Origin of the sequence: Cytobacillus oceanisediminis, from assembly GCF_003182355.1 — a bacterium.
In the GTDB taxonomy this organism is placed as follows: Bacteria; Bacillota; Bacilli; order Bacillales; family Cytobacillaceae; genus Cytobacillus; species Cytobacillus oceanisediminis_A.
This window is the reverse complement of the sequence record NZ_QGTW01000002.1, coordinates 220,398-239,488: the sequence shown is the minus strand read 5'-3', so window position 1 is coordinate 239,488 and position 19,091 is coordinate 220,398. Positions and strand designations below refer to the sequence as shown.

The window sequence follows — 19,091 nt, the reverse complement described above, 5'->3', positions numbered from 1 at the left end:
TGATCTTATGCGAAGTGACCGATAAAAACGGAAAAGTGACCGATATATTTAAAACCTGACCGATAAATCACGGAAAGTGACCGATATATCCGGAAAGTGACCGATATATTTAAAATCTGACCGATATATCCGGATAGTGGCCGATAAATTATTTGAGGATGAGACTTTTCGAAAAAAAACAATATCTCAACTTGAATTTTGATCAAAATAGAAAGAAATCGACCATTTTTAGACAGTAACTTACCATTAGACAACATAAATCCAAAAAACTATAGCCGGAAATTGCTATATCTTCACCTTTGGTTAAAATATCATCAACTTTTTAAATATATCCTCAACTCAGTCCCTATACCATGAAGTATACCTCGCAGTCGCCAATCCCCCTTATCAAAGCTGGGGATTGGCGACTTTTTTTTTCGACAAAATTCGGGTGGTACCTGGTACCCTAAAAAAGCCAAAAAAACTCCCGGCACAAAATGCACCGGGAAAATACGGGGAAAGTTCGGGGACTTTATTGATTCTCTATAGGAAGGAAAAAATAGTGGACATTTTATTTGCGGGAATAAGTTAATTCATGATAGTGAAGCGCCGTGATGGGGAATGTTCCTGGGGATGGCCGTTTTGCATGACCGTTTCCCGGATGAAGAATTCGAGCTGAATGACGCGCTTGCTTAGGTCATCCACTCTTTGGTTGGATCTGCCCAGCATTTTTATCAGGCTTTCAAGCAAGGATTCCAGTGTTTTTTCTCTGTCTGAGGCTCTGTTCAAAAGGGCAGCTCCTCCTTTGTTACGGGAACTTCTTCCGTCCTCCGCTGATCGAGGAAACGGACGGATTCCGCTACCACTTCTGTTACGTATATCCGCTTTTTTTCCTGATTATCATAATGCCTCGTTTGGATTCTGCCGGTAATCCCGATCAGGGAACCCTTGCGGCAATATTGGGAGGTGTTCTCCGCCGTCTTTTTCCATAATGTGCATTGCACAAAATCGGCATCGATTTCACCTTGCTGGTTTCGGTAATGGCGATTGACTGCCAGGGTAACATTTGTAACAGGTATTCCTTCCTGTGTCCGTTTCAATTCCGGATCCCTCGTCAGCCTGCCGACCAGTGTGACTTGATTTATCATGTTTTCAACTCCTCTCTTTGATCTATCCCATCATAACCGCAGAGACCCATCGGTGTAAAAATGCTAAAATTCGATTTTATTTGCGGATTTTTAGGAAAAATGCCCTCCAAAATTCAATTTTCAGCCCCCTTTTTTCAGAAAAACCCTTCGAAAATTCGATTTTCACCACCTGAGGAAATAAAATTCGACAAATCGTCAAATTCGCTTTCAGCCAACCCTGTGTTATAATTTTTATATACATTATTCGGAAATGTCTGTGGATTATTTTATTAAAAGAGATGGAGGTAAAAGATGAAAACATTTAAACTTGTTTCTCTGCAGTTAGTGGAAGAAAACGGTCTAGTTGATATTGAATTGGATGATGGACTAATCATTAATAAAGAAGACGAAAAGAGCAACTGGCTGCTTGAAGCCTATATTGATAAGTCGTATCTTGAATATTTTAAAAAACGTGCTGACAACAACGACGAGCTGATCATCCAAGTTGTCATTACGAAAAAAGAAAATGACCCGGCCGCATTCCAGACGAAAATTACCTCTATCAACGAACTTGAAAACCACATTAGCATCCTTTTTGAAGGATCCTTAAAAAGAACGAAAAACGATTACGCCGAACTGCTGCTTCAAGATCTTCTCGGCAGAGGCTTTAAAGGGAATAATCTCCTTGATGAATTTAAAACCAAGATGCAAACCAAGCCGCGTATTCCCGCTACTAAGAAGGAAAATAAAGAAACTCCCGTCCAATAAAGACGGGAGTTTTCAATTTATATATATTAATGCACTAACACACTGTCAAATACGTCCGTTCCATTAGAAAGCTTCACATGCAGCTGCTCTATAATATATTCAACATCCTGCTTGCGGTAATTAAGCAATGGAAGATCCTCCTGATAAGCCTGGTAATAAAGAATGGAGGCAATCTTAAGCTCCTCTTCCCCAGCAGGCATTAGCTGATCTGCTTTTTTTTTAGCTTATCTTTCATTACCTCAATAACATACTTGGCTTCCATTTTACAGGAATAATCATAATCTTCTTCAAGCTGTTCCTGAAGCTCAACAATCTCATCTATCTGCGCATTAGAAGGCTTTTCGGATAAAATTTTATTGATGACTTCATTGATTTTGACAGCCAACTCCTCATGAAAAACAGGATCCGCTTTCGTCGCCTCGCTGATCTGGCTATACCAGGATGCGTGGTTGATTATGTATTTGCGCCATTCGGCTACAAAGTTTTGCATATTAAATTTATCTTCATTCCAGTTAATTCCGTTCATATAAGATTCAAATGAAGTGGTTATCGAACGAGTAATGCTGATTTTTATCCCCTGAGAAAGATCTTTAAATGCCATTCTTGTAAAAGTACCCCCTAAATGTCAAATCTAATCTATATATCCATATAATTCTTATTTTTAATATAACATAAATACTTTTGCACAAGTATGTAGAGGGAATTAAAATATTTTCACAATTTTTGGTAATTTAACCGAATACGAACCAATGCAATAGAAAAGGACAGGTTCCATCCCCTGTCCCTTACCTTATATTACTGGTCTTTATTGTTTTCGTCTTGCAGATCGCCTTGTTCTTCGATTATTTCTTCATTTTCAGTATTTTCATCCTCTAATAGATCACCATTCTGGTTTTCATCTTCTGTTCCATTCATGCCGCCATTTCCGCCATTTCCACCATTTCCGCCATTTTCACCTTGATCTTCCATGATCGTATCGTCCTCTGGCGGCGGCTCCTGGTTATCTGTGGCACAGCCTGCTAAAAGCATTGCTGAAAGGACAGAACCTCCGATAAGTTTTAAAAGCTTTTTATTCATCGTAAAAGCTCCTTTCCTAAGTTGTATTTTGTTGACCTGCTGCACTGGTCTTCCTTTATATTTCCCAAAATCCGAAACAACTTGCATAGATTTTTCATTTCTTTTCAGCCGCTTTTTCATAAAAAAATCCCGCACAATATGTACGGGATTTCCAATGGTTATTACCTTTCAATCGCAAACAAAATCTCGGCTTCCATTGCCACTTCATCGCCCACCTTGGCTACTGCTTTCCCTTTGCCGATGCCTCTGCGGACAGAGATTAATTCGACTTCCATGATGAGTGTATCTCCTGGGCGAACCTGGCGCTTCCATCGGCATTTTTCAACACCTGCGAAAAACGCCAGCTTTCCTTTGTATTCATCAAGAGATAACAGAGCTACCGCACCAGTTTGGGCACACGCCTCCAAAGTAAGACATCCAGGAAATACGTTGTAATTAGGAAAATGTCCATTAAACACTTCCTCATTCGCACTCACATTCTTTTTCCCAACCGCTCTCTTTCCAGGCTCCAGCTCTTCAATGGAATCCACAAACAAAAAAGGATAACGGTGAGGGATAATTTCTTTAATTTCTTCAACATTTAATTTCAATGACTTTCGCTCCCTTATAGGTATGTAATAATTAGTACCAGATACTAATAATAGCTTACACCTATTTTACTAAAAAAAGCGACTTTGGCAAAGGGCTGGGGTATATAGGTTTTTAATTGGTACAGCATTAACGGCAAATTTATCTAGCATGTTCACAAGATTTTCTTATGATTTGAGACATACCTAAAACCTACTGGCAACTAAAACGGATAAATAAAAAAGAAGGGCTCTGGCCCTCCATCTTCAACACTATTCCTTTTCAACCAGTTCCACGATATGTGTCCAGGTTGATTTTGTGAAAATGTCTTTCACTTCTCCGTTGCCCAATACCCCGTATCCGACAGCGGCTCCGACCATAACGCTCAGGAAAATTAAAAGTGCTACAATGATAATCCGAAGCCAGATTGGAATAAGGCGAACGCGAATCCGCCCTTTACGCGGTGCTTCTTCTTTGCTGCGTTCATTCTTCAGTTGTTCGCGCGTCTTGATTGCTTCTTGATTACTCTTGTTTAGAGACATTCTACTTTCCCCTTTTACCTAACGTATTCCGTTGACCAGCCCCATCATTTGATCGGCCATTGACACGGATCTTGATTGAAATTGATAAGCACGCTGCAGGTTGATTAAATCTGTCATCTCTTTGGACATATCTACGTTGGATTGCTCAAGAGCGCCTTGTGCCATTCCAATTTGGCTGCGGAGAGCTCCGTTCAGCTCAGTAAAAATCTCCTCTCCCTCGATGCCATCCGGAAGCCCAAGCAGATTCCCGCCTTTTTGCTCCAGGAATTGTGGCTTGTTTACTTGAACCACACTCAGATTAAACTCCTGCACTGTACCATTTGCAGCTTCCGCTATAAAGCGGCCATTATTCGTTACTTTATAATTTTTAGCTTGTCCATTTATTATAATTGAATTGTTATTTTCATCAAGTACAGGATAGCCGTCCCCTGTCACAAGCATTGTCTCATTTTCCGAAATCGGTGTTAAGTAAAAAGCACCGTCTCTTGTAAAACGGACAGCCGTACCCTCATCAGTCTGCTCCAGAACCCGGAAGTACTGGCCTTCCATTGTAAAAGCGATATCAAGCGGACGCTCTGTTGCTTTTAGGGCTCCCTGTTTCATGACGATTTGGGATTGCGCAAGCTTTGCCCCAACACCCTGCCGGATGCCTGCTGGTGTTAACCTTCCAGCTTCGAAATCCTGATTCTTTTGGTTATTATATTGCTGGAAAAGCAAATCAGTAAAATTGGCTTCTTTTCGCTTATAGCCAGTTGTATCGATGTTTGCCATATTGTGGCTGACGATATCCATCTGCTTCTGCAGCTGGGCGAGCGTATTGGTCGCCGTGATCATCGTTCTGTTCATGTTTCTCCCCCTTAGTGGGTTTGCCGCAGGACCTTACCCGATACGGCCGATTTCATTTGCGGCTTTATCCATACTGCGGTCATAAGCCTGAAGGACCTTTTGATTGGCTTCAAAAGAGCGGTAAGCAGTCAGCATATCTGTCATTGTTCTGGATGCATCCACATTGGAGCGCTCCAGGTATCCCTGCTGCAGCTTGAATTGTACACCATCTGCATTATAGGCATTTTCAAGAACACTATCCTCTGTTGCTGCAAACAGTCCGTCGCCTTCTTTCCTTAAACTTTCAGGATTTTCAGCAAAAGCAATTCCCAGTCTTGCTGCTTCACCAGCTTCACCCGTTATCATTCCATCCTCATTCACTGTAAACCTGTCACTAGAAAGCTGAATCCGCTCGCCCACATCATCCAAAATATATAATCCGCTGGCGGTAGTTAAAAAGCCTCCGCCATCGATTGTAAAGTTTCCGTTTCTTGTATAGCGCGGCTGGCCATCAGGGCCTGATGCTGTATAAAACACCGAACCTCTTAGGCTGCTTTCCGGATTTACCGGCATATTGATATCCAATAGAGCCAGATCCGTATTTAAACCAGTATCCTTTAAATCTCCCTGCATAAAGGATGGAAGGCTCTCCTGCATATAAACACCCGTGTTAAGGCTGCCGATTCTTTTGTTAAAAGGAAGATTCAATCCTTTTTCAGCGGGAACAGACTGCTGGTCAAAACGCTGCAGCAGCATTTCTGGAAAAGCCCTCATACTCGTTTGATCAGCCTTAAACCCTGGGGTATTGGCATTAGCCATATTATTTGTCAGCACTTCCGTCCTGCGCTGCTGGGCAAGCATCCCGGAAGCCGCCGTATAAAAACCTCTAAACATCGAGTTCACCTCTAAATGAAAAAAACAATTTTTAAAACAAATCCGTACACTTAATCACGATACTTCTATTATAAGAAAATTTCCGACAATAAACATTAAAATTTGAAGAAAAAAGTCAGAACTTGAAAAAAGTTGTACCTTTCTTTTAAATCGGCTGGAATGTTTAAAACTTTACTTGAAAATGAAAAAACCCGCCAATAAAGGCAGGTTCATTCTTTTTAGCCTAGCTTTCTTTTAGGAAGCTTATCAATATTATCAAGCATCATACCTGTTCCAATTGCAACACAGTCCATCGGATTTTCAGCAATCAGGACTGGCACTTTCAGCTCTTCTGCCAGCAGCTGATCAATGCCGTGAAGCAGTGCGCCGCCGCCTGTTAAGATAACGCCCCTGTCAATGATGTCAGCAGATAATTCTGGCGGTGTACGTTCAAGAACACTTCTCGCAGCTTGCACGATCACTTCTACTGACTCGCTTAAAGCTCCTTGGATTTCTTCTGAACGAACTGTGATCGTTCTTGGAAGACCTGAAACCATGTCACGGCCGCGGATTTCCATTTCTTCGCTTTTAGACCCAGGGAAAACAGTACCGATTGTAATTTTAATATTTTCAGCCGTTCTTTCCCCGATTAGGAGCTTGTACTCCTTTTTAATATATTGAAGAATTTCGTTATCAAACTTATCTCCGGCCATTTTTATGGATGAAGATGTAACAATGTCGCCCATTGATAAAACCGCAACATCTGTTGTGCCGCCGCCAATATCCACGACCATATTTCCGCTGGGCTGGAAAATGTCCATCCCTGCTCCAATCGCAGCAACTTTTGGCTCTTCTTCAAGATAAATCTTTTTGCCGCCGCTTTTTTCAGCAGCTTCTCTAATCGCCTTTTGTTCAACACCGGTGACATTTGTCGGACAGCAAATCAAAATGCGCGGCTTGGATAAAAATCCTTTTACATTTAATTTGTTGATAAAATGCTTCAGCATTGCTTCCGTTACATCAAAGTCAGCAATAACTCCGTCTTTCAGAGGACGGATGGCCACGATATTTCCTGGCGTACGACCGACCATACGGCGTGCTTCTTCGCCCACAGCCAACACTTTATTCGTATTTTTATCAATTGCCACAACAGACGGTTCATTCAGCACAATTCCTCGGCCTTTTACGTGGATCAGCACGTTCGCCGTTCCTAAATCAATCCCTATATCCCTAGCAAACATTTCTTTTCGTTCCTCCTTGCACAAATGGCCAGCTTATGTCCGCAGCTTTGAAGGCTCTCTCTATTTCGGCTTTCTTAAAGCGAACTTCGCTTTTTTTAATTTTTAGTTAAATGTTTAAGTAGTTATTTTTCGCAACAGCAGTTTAAGCCACACAAAAAAATCAGTTCTTTTTTCTAAAAAGAATTGATTCTTGCCTGGCGTTCTTTGGTAGTCCTAGTCTTTACGAACCAGGTTCTATCCTAATTTTATATTTTAACACATTCCTTGTGAATACAGTAACATTTTGTAAAAAACTGCGTGACTTTTTGAGGAATTTTGTCGCAAAAGGAGAAGTAAAATGAAGGCGACTTAAGAAGGGGCTAAAAGCATAAGGGAAGGCCATATTTCCGGCCAAAAGAACAACTTATGATCTCAAGCCCCCAGGAGCCGCATGTGAGGTTATTCATAAAGCTTCAAGTTCGGGACTGCACAGCTTTAAAGGAAGCTGCCAAAGCATTTGCAAAGCACGGCTAAAACACAGTTTTCGCCGGAGACGCCTAAGCGGGCGCCTTACGCTTTTCTCATTTAACTGGCTCTTCTTCCATTTCTTCTTTTTTATACTTCATTTTTGTGGCTTCACCACCGCGCAGATGGCGGATTGATTTATGATAATCCAGTATTTCCTTTACTTCGTTTGCCAGTTCAGGATTGATTTCAGGTAGTCTTTCCGTTAGGTCTTTATGGACTGTACTTTTGGATACGCCAAACTCCTTCGCGATTACGCGAACCGTTTTTTTCGTCTCCACGATATACTTTCCAATCTTGATAGTTCTCTCTTTGATGTAATCGTGCACACCACTCGCCCTCCCCGATTTGGATGTGAGAAGTGTGAAATGAGACTCGCTTTTTGCCTGGTTCTTTACTGTATTCCGCATGGTCCCTGCTTAAAGCAGACACTGGATAGGATTTGATCTGCTTACATGCGGCTGAAAGCAAAAGCCCTCAGCTTGCGATAATTAAACATGTCCTCAACTTATACATTGGTTTCAGTAAAACGATCCCTCACCTCATACATTCTCTTTGTAAGGTTTGTAACAGTTTATTAGCTTGGTTGATGTAATATGCACAAAAAGCTCAATAGGGACAAGGTTTTGTGTAAATTTTTTGAAAATAGGACATCTGAAGTCTAAAAACAGGAAAGTTTTTTTAAAAAATCTTTGAGATAAAAGAAAGCAAACGCCTAAAGACCAATGAGATGCTACCTGCAAAATTCCCAGATCAATACTCACATCTGGGTATAATTCCCGATGATTCGACAAATATCGATTTTGGGAATTTTAAATCAATATCTTCCAAAAACACATCTTTTTTAACAGATAAATTCAATAATCTGAGAATAAGCAGGATCATTTTAATATTCATCTTTTTATAAAATAGGTGTAAACAATCATTCTTAACCCATTGTCTTATAAGCTTTCATACCTATTGTTATAGCCCTAGTTATCCCTTACCATGATTCTGGGATTAACATTCATATATATGGTTATATGACCATTTTTATCCAAGTTATTTTACATATGATGGAGTGGGGAATATGGAGAAAAATGTTTCACGGTCACGAAAAGAAAGAATTTTAGAAGGTAAGAAAAGGCAAGCAAAAGCCAGAAGATCTAAAATTGCTGGTGTTACCTTAGCAACAGCAATTGCAGCAGGTGGTTTTCAAGTTAATGTGAAAGACGCAAAAGCCGCAGCTGGGATCTACACTGTGCAAAAAGGAGACAATCTTTACCGAATCTCAAAAAAATATGAAACGACTGTTAAAAATCTCAAAATAGCTAACAATCTTCTAACAGATACCATTTATCCCGGACAAAAACTTGAGGTGCCATCCGGAAGTAAATCAACTCAGCAGAACGAAAGCAACAATGAAAAAGCTGGAGAATCAGCAAATGACTCTGCTGGATCCTATACAGTAAAAAAAGGGGACAACCTTTATCGGATTGCCCAAAAGTATGATATGACCATTAAAGAGCTAAAAACAGCTAATAACCTTACGTCAGACTATATCTATCCTGGCCAAGTGCTTAACGTACCTGCTGAGTGGCATACAACAGAGACATTCCTGCAGCATGCTGCTATCTATACCGTGGTGCCAGGCGACACGCTATTAGACATTTCCAAGCGCTACAACATCTCAATTAACGAGCTTAAAGCTATTAATAACTTGAAAAATGATATGGTTATCATCAACCAAAAACTTATTATTATGGAAGACATCGCTTCTACCAAGGCACAAATTGTCGGTGCAGCTGACAATTTCACCATTGAATTGAAAGCCGGAAATCAATACCTTTCTTTAAAAGTTCCATATGGGACTGCTCAATCCTATCAGAGACTGGCAGGAAAAGAAGTTATTGTTGCCCATAAAAATGGGGCATTGATCAGTATTCAGTAAGGACTTAAGAAATAAAGCCGGATCTCTTTGATCCGGCTTTATTGTTTAGTTGTTACATAATTACGAAAAAACTCAGGATCTTTCGTTCTTTTTCTCTGCTCTCTTACTCTATAGTGCCCGAGCCTGGCTCTTTTTGACGTCCGAGTGTACTAATCTTGCTCTTTAGTTCCCTTCATCCGCTCTTTTTGACAACCAACGGCACTATTCACGTCTATTAGTTCTCGTCTTCCACTCATCTTCCCACTGAAGCGGATCCAACACTTTTCTACTGCCCCCTGATCCTTTACCCAATCCACCATCATCGCTCACCCGCTCATCAACATGTCAACCACAATTCATTTCTTCCCTTAAAACTGCATCGATCTCATCTGGCTGTCGGTTGCCTTGATCAGTTCTCCCCAGGTGTTATGCCCCCTGTCTTTGAACTGTAAAAGCAATTCAGCAAATAGGTAGGCGGTGGTTAGTGCATCTCCTACTGCACTATGGCGTTCATAAATGCGGGTGCCAAAAGCCATGGCGTACCTTTCGAGATCCCGCATGTCATAGGAGGGGGCGATAAAACCAATCAAATCAAGCGTGTCGATGGTCAGGAAATTTTTCAAAGCAAGCTTTTCCCGTTTAAACTCGCATTTCATAGCAAGTGCATCAAAACTGACATAGTGGCCGACCAGGCAGACCGTTTCCCTTGATTCGATATAATCAAAAAAGCTCATCATCGCCTCTAATGCTTGCGGGGCAGCTTTTACCCGCTCATCGGAAATAGAGGTCAATTCTGTTATTTCCCGAGAAATTTGTCGATTTGGGTTTACATATGTCTGAAAAATATCCTTGTCGCACACTTCCAGACCTCTAACTGGAACTGCGCCAATTTCAATAATCCGGTCTATTGTCGAAACCTGAAAGCCCGTGGTTTCCGTATCAAACACGACAAATTGCAGATCCTCCAAAGGTGTTGAGAGCGGAATATTTTCATAGGTTAAGGAACAAGCTACATTTTTTCTGCGAAAAAACATTACCAGCCTCCTTCTGGAGAGCTATACTGAAAAATGTGCAAACACCTGACTCTGCAGCTCCCTTAATGTTTTTAAGCTTAAAATTAATTCTTCCTTTTCGCGTGTTGACAGTCTTGCAAACGATACAACGGATGTTAGCTCACTGCCCGCTTTGGCCTGCTGCCACCTCTGGGTGACATACATGGTCAAGATGGTGCTTACAGCTTCCTTTAGGTCTAAAGAAAACGACTCGGAAAATACCTTCTTTTCTTTTAAGAAATTAATTTTTTCAATCGGGGTCCCCGATTGTTTCCCATGCAATAGAGACAAAATTTGCAGGCTGTGATGATAAGGAAATAGAACTTCTTTTTTCATATCAATGCTTTTCCGTTCGAGTTTAAATAAAGAACGGATTGGCTGGTCCAGAGTCGGAATCGGATTCTCCTTTTCAAGCTGGGCCAGCCGGTACAAAAAAATCCTCGATCTTTTCATCTGCTCAGCAATCATTCCTGCAAATTCCCCATGCAATCTCTCACTGCCCGTGATCAACCGGTACGAAAAGAAATTCTGGGCTAATAATAGATTTTCGTTGGTAGATTGCAGCCTCCATTTTAGCAATCTTTCTTCCCATACAGCCAATGAACCGCGCCACTTTTGTTCGCTGCACATCATTAATCCTTTGCAGAGGGCATATCCCGCGGCTTCCATATTGGATGTAATCTCTCTTCCCAGTTCTTCAAAATAAGCAGAGGCTTCTTCTCTATGATTTTCATAGACCAGGAAATGGTCCTGATCGGTGAGCATAAACTGTTCGCCCCGGCCGCTGCTGCCCATTTGATAGAACGCAAAATCACAAGGCTTCTGTTTTCCTTTCTCCTGCAGGTTTTTAATAGAGAGCCCTACTATCCTGCCTACAAGGCGGTCATAAAGTTTTGTTATGATTTCAAAGGTTGTCAAAATGGGAACCCGATCTCTTATTAGAGTATCGATTACCTCATAAATTGCATTTTTCACCTGCGGAAGGCTATCCCTGTCGGCTTGTTCAATCTTCTGGATCGTTTTCATGACATTCTCGTTTTTCTTCCTCAACAAATCTGATAGAGTGACAATTCCAACTACCTTGGAATCCTCCACAACAGGCAAGTGCTTGATTCCTTTTGAAAAGATGAGTGAAATCGCATCATAATAATAAGCTGACCTGGATATCGAGACCGGATCTCGTGTCATAATGGTACTGGCTTCGGCTGATAACTCGATTCCCCTGGCAACCACCCGCTCAACCATGTCCCTTTCCGTAATAATCCCTTTTAATGAATCATTTTCTATGACCAGCACAGAGCTCGTTCTCTTTTCATGCATCAAACGGGCTGCCTTCTGGACACTCTCTTCCGGATTAACAGCAGCAACCTCTTCAGTCATCACATCCTGGACACGTTTCATAAAGGCGTCATTTTCTCCGTAGTCCGTAGCGAGCTTTACCTGCTCGGCCAGGGAGGTATAAATATCTTTTAACCGGATGGCAACCTGTGTCAGGAGATAATCGTGGACTGCCGGGTCATCCCATCTTCTTGTAACCACTTCAAACGGGATGTACACTGCCCTTACAGCACTCACTGCTTTCACTTCAACCATCACTTCGGTTTTCACTGGCTTCGATACGCCAAGGAAGTCAGCGAGACTGGAAAATCCAATCATTTCGCCTTTTTGGACAACTTCGAGAACTTCCTCGCGTCCATGGGTTTCATTTTTCACAAAAACCTCTGAAAGACCTTCTAAAATGAGCAGAAGGCCTTCCCGGGGTTTATCTTTTTTTAGCATGATTTCATTTTTTTCGTATTGGCGGACTTCACATAATGATATAAGGGAAAGGGCTGTGTCAGAGTCCACCCCTCTGAAAAAGGGGTGAAACCGCACAGCCTCCAAATTGTATAAATTATACGGATTTTGATCCATCATCATTCAACCAAACTTCACCGTTTTTATAAACCATTTGCTCCGGATAGCGAAGGTCCATAACTTCATCCTGAATCTTTTGCGAAGGAGCCGCAGTCATAAGGGAAACAGCGATGTTGGCAATAAAGGCAGCTGCTGCACCAAAGACACCTGCTCCTGTATCAATGATTCCAAGGATTGTAAAGCCGCCATATTTTGCTGCAAAGATGTATGCCAATGTCACACCCAAACCAACAAGCAAGCCGGCAATAACACCCTGTGAGTTTGAACGTTTCCACCATACTCCCAGTACAAGTGCCGGGAAGAAGGTTCCTGTAGCTAGCGCGAATGCCCAGGCAACAATTTGCGTGATTGCTCCAGGTGGGTTAAGTGCGATAAGTCCTGCCAGGAGAGTTGCTACAACTATAGACCAGCGTGCTACAGACAGACGTGTTTTTTCTGTTGAGTTCGGCTTTAGCACTCGATAGAAAATATCGTGGGCAAAAGCAGATGAAATGGCAATCATTAATCCGCCGGCAGTTGATAATGCTGCCGCCATTGCACCTGCTGCTACTAAACCGATGACAAACAATCCAAGGTTGGCAATTTCCGGTGTCGCCATAACAACAATATCATTAGAGATGATTAATTCGTTCCACTGAAGGACGCCATCTCCATTTCCATCTGCTACTTGAAGCTTGCCTGTATCCACCCATGTCTTAGTCCACTCAGGCAGTTCGGTGATTTTGCTGCCTGCAACCTTTGTCATAAGAATGAAACGGGAAAATGCAGCGTATGCAGGAGCTGACAAGTAAAGCAACCCGATGAACAGCAATGCCCATGCACCGGACCAGCGTGCAGCTTTCATGGTTGAAACCGTATAGAAACGGACGATTACGTGCGGAAGACCTGCGGTACCAGCCATTAAAGTAAACATCAAGGCTAAGAACTGCCATTTTGTTCCATTCGTAAATGGCGCAAAATATTCAGAGATTCCAAGCTCTCGATCCAGTTCACCCATTTTACCGACAAGCTCCCCATAGGAAAGCCATGGAGCCGGGTTCCCTGTAATTTGCAGGGACATGAAGACAACCGGAATGATATAAGCAATAATTAAAATGACATATTGGGCAACCTGTGTCCAAGTGATCCCTTTCATACCGCCGAAGGCAGCGTAAAAGGCAATAAGTACAACGCCAATCATTGTTCCAAGCTTAGCGTCAATTTCAAATAAACGGCCAATTACTACCCCTGAACCGGAAAGCTGGCCAATCGAGTATGTGAAACTGATAATGATCGTACAAATCGCTGCAATAACACGGGCTGTATGGCTGTCAAAACGGTCGCCGATAAATTCAGGCACCGTATAACGGCCGTACTTCCGCAGCTGTGGAGCCAAAAGGAATGTCAGCAGCAAATATCCGCCCGTCCACCCCATAATATAGGCAAGTCCATCATAGCCAAGAAGCATGATCGTTCCCGCCATACCAATAAATGAAGCAGCACTCATCCAGTCAGCGCCGATCGCCATCCCGTTAAAAATGGGCGGGATTCCCCGTCCGGCAACATAGAAATCCGACGTTGCTTTTGCTTTGTTATAAATGGCAATTCCAATATATAAAGCAAATGTGGCTAAAATAATGGATAATGAGACCAAAAACTGTGTATCCAAATGCCTTCCCCCTTTGTCACGTGCAAAATTTTTTCATGACGCCCCTTTATATCTCCGTTATAAGCTGCTCGAACAGCCGCTCATTTTTACCCAATTAATGATCAAATACTTTACCAGAACTGATCTGCTTATTCTTTTCTTCGTCAATTCCGTATTTCCGGTCAATTGCATCACCCATCTTGGCATTAACAAACAGAAGGATAATAAAAGTCAGAACCGCTCCCTGTGCCCCCATAAAGTAATGGAACGGGAAACCGTTAATGGTAATATCACTTAAAGGCTCTGCAAAAAAGACGACTCCAAAGGAAGCCAGAAATCCAATAGCAAAATAAATAATCATATTCCGAGTCTTTTCACGAAAATAACTGTCCGCTGCTTTCTTCTCGATTTTCTTCACAACTCCACCCCCGGTTAAAATGATTGGATACATATGATTGCCAAATGGCTGAAAAACAGATTTTAGACGCGCCGAATCACTCCTTTTAAAATAAGTGCAGCATAATAGGCTGCTATTTCACCGGATCCGTTGACCGGATCCGGAAAAAACCATTACCTTAAACTGAAAATAAATTTGACTGTTTCCATAAATGGTGCAGGCACAAGGATGATTTGAACGAGGAAGTAAGCAAAAATAGACAGGAAAGGTACAGCAAGGAAGATCGGCTTTTTCTTTCTTAAAGCAAGAAAAAGGCAGACACCGGTAATCACCATCAAAGACAATAAAGTAAGCAAATTTGTTTCCCCCTTTTAAAAGAAAGCGCTGTCATTTTTTGTCGCTTTCTGCTTTAAGTTTTGTGATGGCCGTTAAGATGTGCGTTTTCTGATTAAACTAAATTTTAAGAAAATTTATACTTCATTATGTACAAAAATTAATTCTAGGTCAAGTATATGCTGCAAATATATTTATATTTTTTTATGATGATAAAGATTGGCAGGAGACAAGGATTGGTTTGAATGGTTTTTCCTTTAATTTAGAAGACTTTGTACAAGTTTAGATTTTTTGATGGACTTTAGGGTATTAGAGGAAAACACTATAGCGATGATAATAACCGATTCCGAAATTATTATAGCGATAATTTAATTTAGCATAAAAAATGGAACCAAGCAGCTTGGCTCCTTAATCTAGTTCTTCTATTATTAACGTGATTGCCTGCAGCAGATCCCCATCCGACCAGCTCGCCATGCTCTTTTTGCTGGCAGCAGCCAGTGCATGTGACGCCGGAATATGTACAAACCCGGCAGGTATTTTTTTGCCTGATGATTTTAGCTCGTGAAGCACGGAATACATAACATTATTGCAAAGATAGGTTCCCGCTGTATTGGATATTGCTGCAGGATAACCTGCCTCTTTTAGTCTATTGACCATACGGCGGATCGGCAAAGTTGAAAAATACCCATCAGAACCATTTTCCTCTATTGCGTTATCTTCAAGGGTAACTCCTCTATTATCGGGCTCCCCGTCCTGGCAGTTGATCGCAATTCTTTCAGGCGTGATAGCTGTACGGCCCGCTGCCAACCCAAGTGAAATAACAGCATCCGGATTTTCCCTGGCTACCTCCTCTACTATTTTCTTTGGAGCCAGATTGAAGTCTACCGGTAAATGCAGACCTTTAATTTCATAGTTTCCAACCTTTTGCCCGTCCAGCTCCTTCACAATCGTTTCCGTCGGATTGATCGAAAAATCAAGAAATGGCTCAAACCCTGTTAAAAGCAACTTCTTCATACTTTTGCTCCCCCTGTACAACTTTTCGTCTTGCGAAATATTATACAGGAGGCCGACAGAACTGTCGAAACATTCTTATTCGACAAAATTCGGGTGGTACCTGGTACCGAAAGAGGAGTAATCAAAAAGAGCCCGCCAATTCGGCGGACTCCCTATTATTATGCGTCTGTAGATTCAGTCGTTTCTTCTTCGACTTGGTCGTCAGTTTGACCTTCGTCTTCAGAGTTTTCAGCTGGATCTTCTTCTGTGTCAGTAGATTTGTCTTCGTCAGTTTGGCCGGCATCTTCATCTGTAGTTCCAGATTCTTCAGTGGAACCTTCTTCTTCAGTTGTGCCAGACTCTTCGGTAGACTTATCTTCAGAAGGAGCAGCTTCGTCGTTTTCTTCAGTTGCACCGCTGTTGTCAGCAGCATCTGTGTCATCAGATTGCTTCAACTCTTGTAAAGAGCTTAGCGGCTTATTGAAGTAATCAAGCGGATTGACCGGCAGTCCATCTTTGCGGATTTCAAAGTGTACATGTACGCCTGCTTCTTCATTAAACAAGCTTTCGCCTGCTTTAGCAAGGGCAGCACCTTGATCTACCTGGTCGCCAACCTCAACATTCATCTCTGTAACAGATTGATATTGTGTTACAATTCCTTTGTCATGCTCAACTTCAATGACATTGCCCAACAGTGCGTCTTCTTCTACCTTCGTAACAGTTCCGCTTAATGCAGCTAGTACATCAAACGTTTCTCCATCCTTCATGCTGATATCAATACCAGTGTTCGGATGGTATGTGTTATTGTAAAATACTAGAGCAGCTTCCTGTTCTTCAGCTTTGCCGTCATAGTCATAGAATTGTTTTTGAATGACAACAGAGTCTGGATCCTGAACAGGCATTACGAAGTTTTCCATAGCGCGGTTAACTTCCAATGCTGGCTCATCGTACTTCTTGCCGGTAATATCAGTGGCTTCGTAGTCGTAGCTGTCTGTGTCTGTAGCGTTGTCGCTGCTTTGATACCAAAGAACACCGGTTAGAATGATTGCTGCACTTGCAATGTAGATAGCTGGGAATGCCCACCGCTTTTTCATAAAGCGTTTAAAGCTGGAATCTTGAGAAGATCGTTTCTTTTCTTCCTCTCTCATTTATCATCACCTCAGCAATCAGTCTGAACAGATTGAGAGGATTATATACATTTCGCAAAAAAATTTTTTGGGTTTATTTTTCGACAAAGGTTTTATTATTATGCATGATAGAAGAAAAATTTTTATAAGGAGTTTTTGGAATATGCTTAAGTGGATTATTAGAGTTCTTCCCTTCCTATATATGACGCTGATCTGGACCCTGTCCGGCCTTCCGCATAATGCCGTTGTGGAGCTGCCCGATTCGGCAGTCGACCGGTTTATAAAAGAATCCCTGCATCTCGTTGAATTTGGCATTCTGTATGTTCTTCTCGTTCTCGCTGCATTGACTGCAGACAGGCTTACTCCCGCCTTGAATGCTTTTCTTGCTATCTTTGCCTGCTTTTACGGGATTCTGGACGAGATCCATCAATCCTTCGTCCCTTACCGGTCCGCCACCCTGATCGACGCTGTAAAGGACATTACAGGCGTTTTGGTGTGCTGGTACTTCATTAGTCGCTCTCTTTTTGAGGGCCGATTTAAAAAGCTTTCTTCTATTCTTTCCTATTTTAAAACGCTCTGTTAAACGTGCCTGTTGATTTGCGCTCAAGAAGCTCAGCGAACCGCAGGCGGGGTCAGGGAGCCTCCTTGGCGCCATGTACCTGTTGGGTTTTCCTTTGATCCACTTCTCCCGCTGGACATTGAATAAGCATCCTTTAATAAACACAGACGAAGGAGATGCGTATACATTTTTGAGGAGCTCTCGCCTACCGCTTCAATCAACATAGTGTCAAAACCAGCCTTTTTAAAAGGTAAAATAGAAAAGGCTGATTCTGTTATAGAATCAGCCTTTTTATTATTTTTTTGCGGTGGTTTTCGTAAGCAATTGGTCAGAAGTTGCAATCTCTACACCTTGATAATAATGAGAAACAATTTCTTTATAATTCTTTCCTTCAGATGCCATCCCATTTGCGCCGTATTGGGACATGCCAACGCCATGGCCGTAGCCTTCTGTATTAATAATAATATTGTCGCCCTTGCGTTCCCATGTAAAATCCGTAGATTTCAAACCAAGCTTTTCCCTGATGTCCTTTCCGCTGACAACCTTCCCGTTAATCTCCACCTTGGCCACCCGCTGGCCGGCTGTCCGTTCGGTCACATTGCCGATTGTGCTATCGTTAGGAAGCTTCACGCCCAGCTTCTTTTCAAATTCCTGAACCGTGAACACCTCTCTTCCATTAAACTTCGGTGACTGCAGGTCCCACTTGCTTTCTACACTTTTTAAGTACGGAACTGAATTTGGCCAGATGGCCTCAGAGTTTTCGGTAAATCCATTGCTCGTTGAAAAAAAGGAAGCCGTAATCGGAGAGCCGTCAAAAGTGAGGATTTGGCCTCTCGTTTCATTAACTGCCTCTCTTACCTTCTGGATTTTCCATTTGTAATCAGGTCCCCAAACTTGCTTTAATTCATTTTCATTTTTATAAACCTGATGAACCACCGTATCATATACTAAGGCTCCTTCAGGCAGATCTGTTTTATTCTCATTCAGCATTTGTTCAACAATAAAAGTCCTTGCTGCCAGTGCCTGTGCCTTCAATGCCTCTTTTTCAAATTCAGCCGGCATTTCCGATGCGACAACACCGACAATATAGTCCTCTAGAGGAACCGTTTCAATCTTCTTTTGTGCCAGGCGATAGACACCTACCTCTATGGCAGGCCCTTGTGGGATTTCCGCCGTCTTCTCCGTTTTAGCATCCTGTTTTAGCTCCTCGCCAAGCTTCCCGCTTACTGTCCCCTCAGTAAAAGGAATCACAAGCAGAGCCGGAACCACAAGAGTGACGGCAAACAACACTGCGGCTAGTACGATGAATGGTTTGAATTTTGTCATGTTTTAAGCCTCCATAGCAAAAAAATAATTCTAACTCACTTCATATTTATGGCTGTGGACAAGCTAATATGACAACTTAATGAGCCGGGGTGATTTTTTGTGAGTGGCTCCGCACGGTTATCTGCCGATATTGGTTTGCGTTTCTGAGCAAAGTTGTAGGGACAAACCGATTTTCATTACCCTTTTACATAAAAAATCAGTTTTCGGCGGCACCAAAGCCCACCTTCTTCCGCTAATTAAGCATGTTTTTATTTTTATCTAACATATTTCGGACTTTACCTAACACATTTCCTGTTTTATCTAACATGTTTTACGATTTATCTAGCATGTTTCGAAACTTATCTAACA

22 protein-coding genes are annotated in these 19,091 nt (G+C 42.0%); 3 read left to right on the top strand and 19 right to left on the bottom strand.

The annotated features are described in order from the left end of the window. Nucleotides 1-567: 567 nt before the first annotated feature. The gene (locus tag DFO73_RS05490; protein WP_110063775.1) at nucleotides 568-768 is read right to left on the bottom strand and encodes a hypothetical protein; all 201 of its coding nucleotides are present in this window, start codon (nucleotides 766-768) and stop codon (nucleotides 568-570) included. Then, nucleotides 765-1,127: a single-stranded DNA-binding protein gene (gene ssb / locus DFO73_RS05485; protein WP_110063774.1), complete on the bottom strand. Its 363-nt coding sequence runs from the start codon at nucleotides 1,125-1,127 to the stop codon at nucleotides 765-767. The genes DFO73_RS05490 and ssb overlap by 4 nt, the downstream gene beginning before the upstream one ends. A 291-nt stretch (nucleotides 1,128-1,418) precedes the next feature. On the opposite strand from ssb, the gene DFO73_RS05480 reads away from it, so the two are divergent. Further along, on the top strand, nucleotides 1,419-1,874 hold the full coding sequence (locus DFO73_RS05480; RefSeq protein ID WP_110063773.1) for a YwpF-like family protein: 456 nt from the start codon (nucleotides 1,419-1,421) through the stop codon (nucleotides 1,872-1,874). Between the two features lie 26 nt (nucleotides 1,875-1,900). Here the strand turns inward: DFO73_RS05480 and DFO73_RS28475 are convergent, their stop codons facing one another. The 9 genes from DFO73_RS28475 to spoIIID form a co-directional block, all read right to left on the bottom strand. Next, a complete protein-coding gene (locus DFO73_RS28475) occupies nucleotides 1,901-2,074 on the bottom strand; it encodes a hypothetical protein (RefSeq protein ID WP_181395929.1) in 174 nt (57 codons plus the stop codon). Next, a complete protein-coding gene (locus DFO73_RS05475; RefSeq protein WP_110063772.1) occupies nucleotides 2,074-2,475 on the bottom strand; it encodes a hypothetical protein in 402 nt (133 codons plus the stop codon). The genes DFO73_RS28475 and DFO73_RS05475 overlap by 1 nt, the downstream gene beginning before the upstream one ends. 194 nt (nucleotides 2,476-2,669) lie before the next feature. Continuing rightward, nucleotides 2,670-2,951 (bottom strand): hypothetical protein, encoded by a 282-nt coding sequence (locus DFO73_RS05470; RefSeq protein ID WP_110064010.1) that lies wholly within the window; start codon nucleotides 2,949-2,951, stop codon nucleotides 2,670-2,672. A 161-nt stretch (nucleotides 2,952-3,112) separates the two neighbouring features. Further along, nucleotides 3,113-3,541, bottom strand: a complete 429-nt coding sequence (gene fabZ, locus DFO73_RS05465; protein ID WP_110063771.1) for a 3-hydroxyacyl-ACP dehydratase FabZ — start codon at nucleotides 3,539-3,541, stop codon at nucleotides 3,113-3,115. 249 nt (nucleotides 3,542-3,790) lie between these two features. Further along, the gene (locus DFO73_RS05460; protein ID WP_110063770.1) at nucleotides 3,791-4,060 is read right to left on the bottom strand and encodes a DNA-directed RNA polymerase subunit beta; all 270 of its coding nucleotides are present in this window, start codon (nucleotides 4,058-4,060) and stop codon (nucleotides 3,791-3,793) included. Nucleotides 4,061-4,078: 18 nt separating this feature from the next. Then, nucleotides 4,079-4,906 carry a flagellar hook-basal body protein gene (locus tag DFO73_RS05455; RefSeq protein ID WP_110063769.1) on the bottom strand — a complete coding sequence of 276 codons (828 nt, stop codon included), beginning with the start codon at nucleotides 4,904-4,906 and terminating at the stop codon, nucleotides 4,079-4,081. A 33-nt stretch (nucleotides 4,907-4,939) separates the two neighbouring features. Beyond that, complete coding sequence (locus DFO73_RS05450; RefSeq protein WP_110063768.1) at nucleotides 4,940-5,779, bottom strand: flagellar hook-basal body protein; 840 nt, start codon at nucleotides 5,777-5,779, stop codon at nucleotides 4,940-4,942. 218 nt (nucleotides 5,780-5,997) lie between these two features. Continuing rightward, entirely contained in the window at nucleotides 5,998-6,999 is a 1,002-nt protein-coding gene (locus tag DFO73_RS05445; RefSeq protein ID WP_110063767.1) for a rod shape-determining protein, read from the bottom strand. 560 nt (nucleotides 7,000-7,559) lie between these two features. Further along, nucleotides 7,560-7,832 carry a sporulation transcriptional regulator SpoIIID gene (spoIIID, locus tag DFO73_RS05440; protein WP_009332173.1) on the bottom strand — a complete coding sequence of 91 codons (273 nt, stop codon included), beginning with the start codon at nucleotides 7,830-7,832 and terminating at the stop codon, nucleotides 7,560-7,562. 740 nt (nucleotides 7,833-8,572) lie between these two features. On the opposite strand from spoIIID, the gene DFO73_RS05435 reads away from it, so the two are divergent. Then, nucleotides 8,573-9,433, top strand: coding sequence for a LysM peptidoglycan-binding domain-containing protein (locus DFO73_RS05435; RefSeq protein ID WP_110063766.1), 861 nt, complete (start codon nucleotides 8,573-8,575; stop codon nucleotides 9,431-9,433). A gap of 347 nt (nucleotides 9,434-9,780) precedes the next feature. Here DFO73_RS05435 and DFO73_RS05430 read toward each other — a convergent pair whose 3' ends face one another. From DFO73_RS05430 to DFO73_RS05400, 7 genes are all read right to left on the bottom strand, one after another. Next, nucleotides 9,781-10,446, bottom strand: coding sequence for a 3'-5' exonuclease (locus DFO73_RS05430; RefSeq protein ID WP_110063765.1), 666 nt, complete (start codon nucleotides 10,444-10,446; stop codon nucleotides 9,781-9,783). Between the two features lie 21 nt (nucleotides 10,447-10,467). Continuing rightward, on the bottom strand, nucleotides 10,468-12,378 hold the full coding sequence (locus DFO73_RS05425; RefSeq protein WP_110063764.1) for a DUF294 nucleotidyltransferase-like domain-containing protein: 1,911 nt from the start codon (nucleotides 12,376-12,378) through the stop codon (nucleotides 10,468-10,470). Next, nucleotides 12,359-14,029 (bottom strand): sodium:solute symporter family protein, encoded by a 1,671-nt coding sequence (locus DFO73_RS05420; RefSeq protein ID WP_110063763.1) that lies wholly within the window; start codon nucleotides 14,027-14,029, stop codon nucleotides 12,359-12,361. The genes DFO73_RS05425 and DFO73_RS05420 overlap by 20 nt, the downstream gene beginning before the upstream one ends. Nucleotides 14,030-14,123: 94 nt before the next feature. Further along, complete coding sequence (locus tag DFO73_RS05415; RefSeq protein WP_110063762.1) at nucleotides 14,124-14,426, bottom strand: DUF4212 domain-containing protein; 303 nt, start codon at nucleotides 14,424-14,426, stop codon at nucleotides 14,124-14,126. A 152-nt stretch (nucleotides 14,427-14,578) separates the two neighbouring features. After that, on the bottom strand, nucleotides 14,579-14,761 hold the full coding sequence (locus DFO73_RS05410; RefSeq protein WP_110063761.1) for a hypothetical protein: 183 nt from the start codon (nucleotides 14,759-14,761) through the stop codon (nucleotides 14,579-14,581). 385 nt (nucleotides 14,762-15,146) lie between these two features. Continuing rightward, a complete protein-coding gene (locus DFO73_RS05405; RefSeq protein WP_110063760.1) occupies nucleotides 15,147-15,752 on the bottom strand; it encodes a pyroglutamyl-peptidase I in 606 nt (201 codons plus the stop codon). 158 nt (nucleotides 15,753-15,910) lie between these two features. After that, a complete protein-coding gene (locus DFO73_RS05400; RefSeq protein ID WP_110063759.1) occupies nucleotides 15,911-16,879 on the bottom strand; it encodes a M23 family metallopeptidase in 969 nt (322 codons plus the stop codon). A gap of 142 nt (nucleotides 16,880-17,021) precedes the next feature. Between DFO73_RS05400 and DFO73_RS05395 the strand changes: the two genes are divergently transcribed. Further along, nucleotides 17,022-17,441 (top strand): VanZ family protein, encoded by a 420-nt coding sequence (locus DFO73_RS05395; RefSeq protein WP_110063758.1) that lies wholly within the window; start codon nucleotides 17,022-17,024, stop codon nucleotides 17,439-17,441. A 270-nt stretch (nucleotides 17,442-17,711) separates the two neighbouring features. Here DFO73_RS05395 and spoIID read toward each other — a convergent pair whose 3' ends face one another. Beyond that, nucleotides 17,712-18,743, bottom strand: a complete 1,032-nt coding sequence (gene spoIID, locus DFO73_RS05390; RefSeq protein ID WP_110063757.1) for a stage II sporulation protein D — start codon at nucleotides 18,741-18,743, stop codon at nucleotides 17,712-17,714. Nucleotides 18,744-19,091: the final 348 nt, after the last annotated feature.

Coding starts and splice junctions, on each gene's coding strand:
- DFO73_RS05400 (WP_110063759.1), bottom strand. CDS start 16,879: ATGAGAGAGGAAGAAAAGAAACGATCTTCTCAAGATTCCAGCTTTAAA.
- DFO73_RS05460 (WP_110063770.1), bottom strand. CDS start 4,060: ATGTCTCTAAACAAGAGTAATCAAGAAGCAATCAAGACGCGCGAACAA.
- DFO73_RS05455 (WP_110063769.1), bottom strand. CDS start 4,906: ATGAACAGAACGATGATCACGGCGACCAATACGCTCGCCCAGCTGCAG.
- ssb (WP_110063774.1), bottom strand. CDS start 1,127: ATGATAAATCAAGTCACACTGGTCGGCAGGCTGACGAGGGATCCGGAA.
- DFO73_RS05405 (WP_110063760.1), bottom strand. CDS start 15,752: ATGAAGAAGTTGCTTTTAACAGGGTTTGAGCCATTTCTTGATTTTTCG.
- DFO73_RS05445 (WP_110063767.1), bottom strand. CDS start 6,999: ATGTTTGCTAGGGATATAGGGATTGATTTAGGAACGGCGAACGTGCTG.
- DFO73_RS05450 (WP_110063768.1), bottom strand. CDS start 5,779: ATGTTTAGAGGTTTTTATACGGCGGCTTCCGGGATGCTTGCCCAGCAG.
- DFO73_RS05475 (WP_110063772.1), bottom strand. CDS start 2,475: ATGGCATTTAAAGATCTTTCTCAGGGGATAAAAATCAGCATTACTCGT.
- spoIID (WP_110063757.1), bottom strand. CDS start 18,743: ATGACAAAATTCAAACCATTCATCGTACTAGCCGCAGTGTTGTTTGCC.
- DFO73_RS05435 (WP_110063766.1), top strand. CDS start 8,573: ATGGAGAAAAATGTTTCACGGTCACGAAAAGAAAGAATTTTAGAAGGT.
- DFO73_RS05425 (WP_110063764.1), bottom strand. CDS start 12,378: ATGGATCAAAATCCGTATAATTTATACAATTTGGAGGCTGTGCGGTTT.
- DFO73_RS05430 (WP_110063765.1), bottom strand. CDS start 10,446: ATGTTTTTTCGCAGAAAAAATGTAGCTTGTTCCTTAACCTATGAAAAT.
- DFO73_RS05470 (WP_110064010.1), bottom strand. CDS start 2,951: ATGAATAAAAAGCTTTTAAAACTTATCGGAGGTTCTGTCCTTTCAGCA.
- DFO73_RS28475 (WP_181395929.1), bottom strand. CDS start 2,074: ATGCCTGCTGGGGAAGAGGAGCTTAAGATTGCCTCCATTCTTTATTAC.
- DFO73_RS05395 (WP_110063758.1), top strand. CDS start 17,022: ATGCTTAAGTGGATTATTAGAGTTCTTCCCTTCCTATATATGACGCTG.
- DFO73_RS05480 (WP_110063773.1), top strand. CDS start 1,419: ATGAAAACATTTAAACTTGTTTCTCTGCAGTTAGTGGAAGAAAACGGT.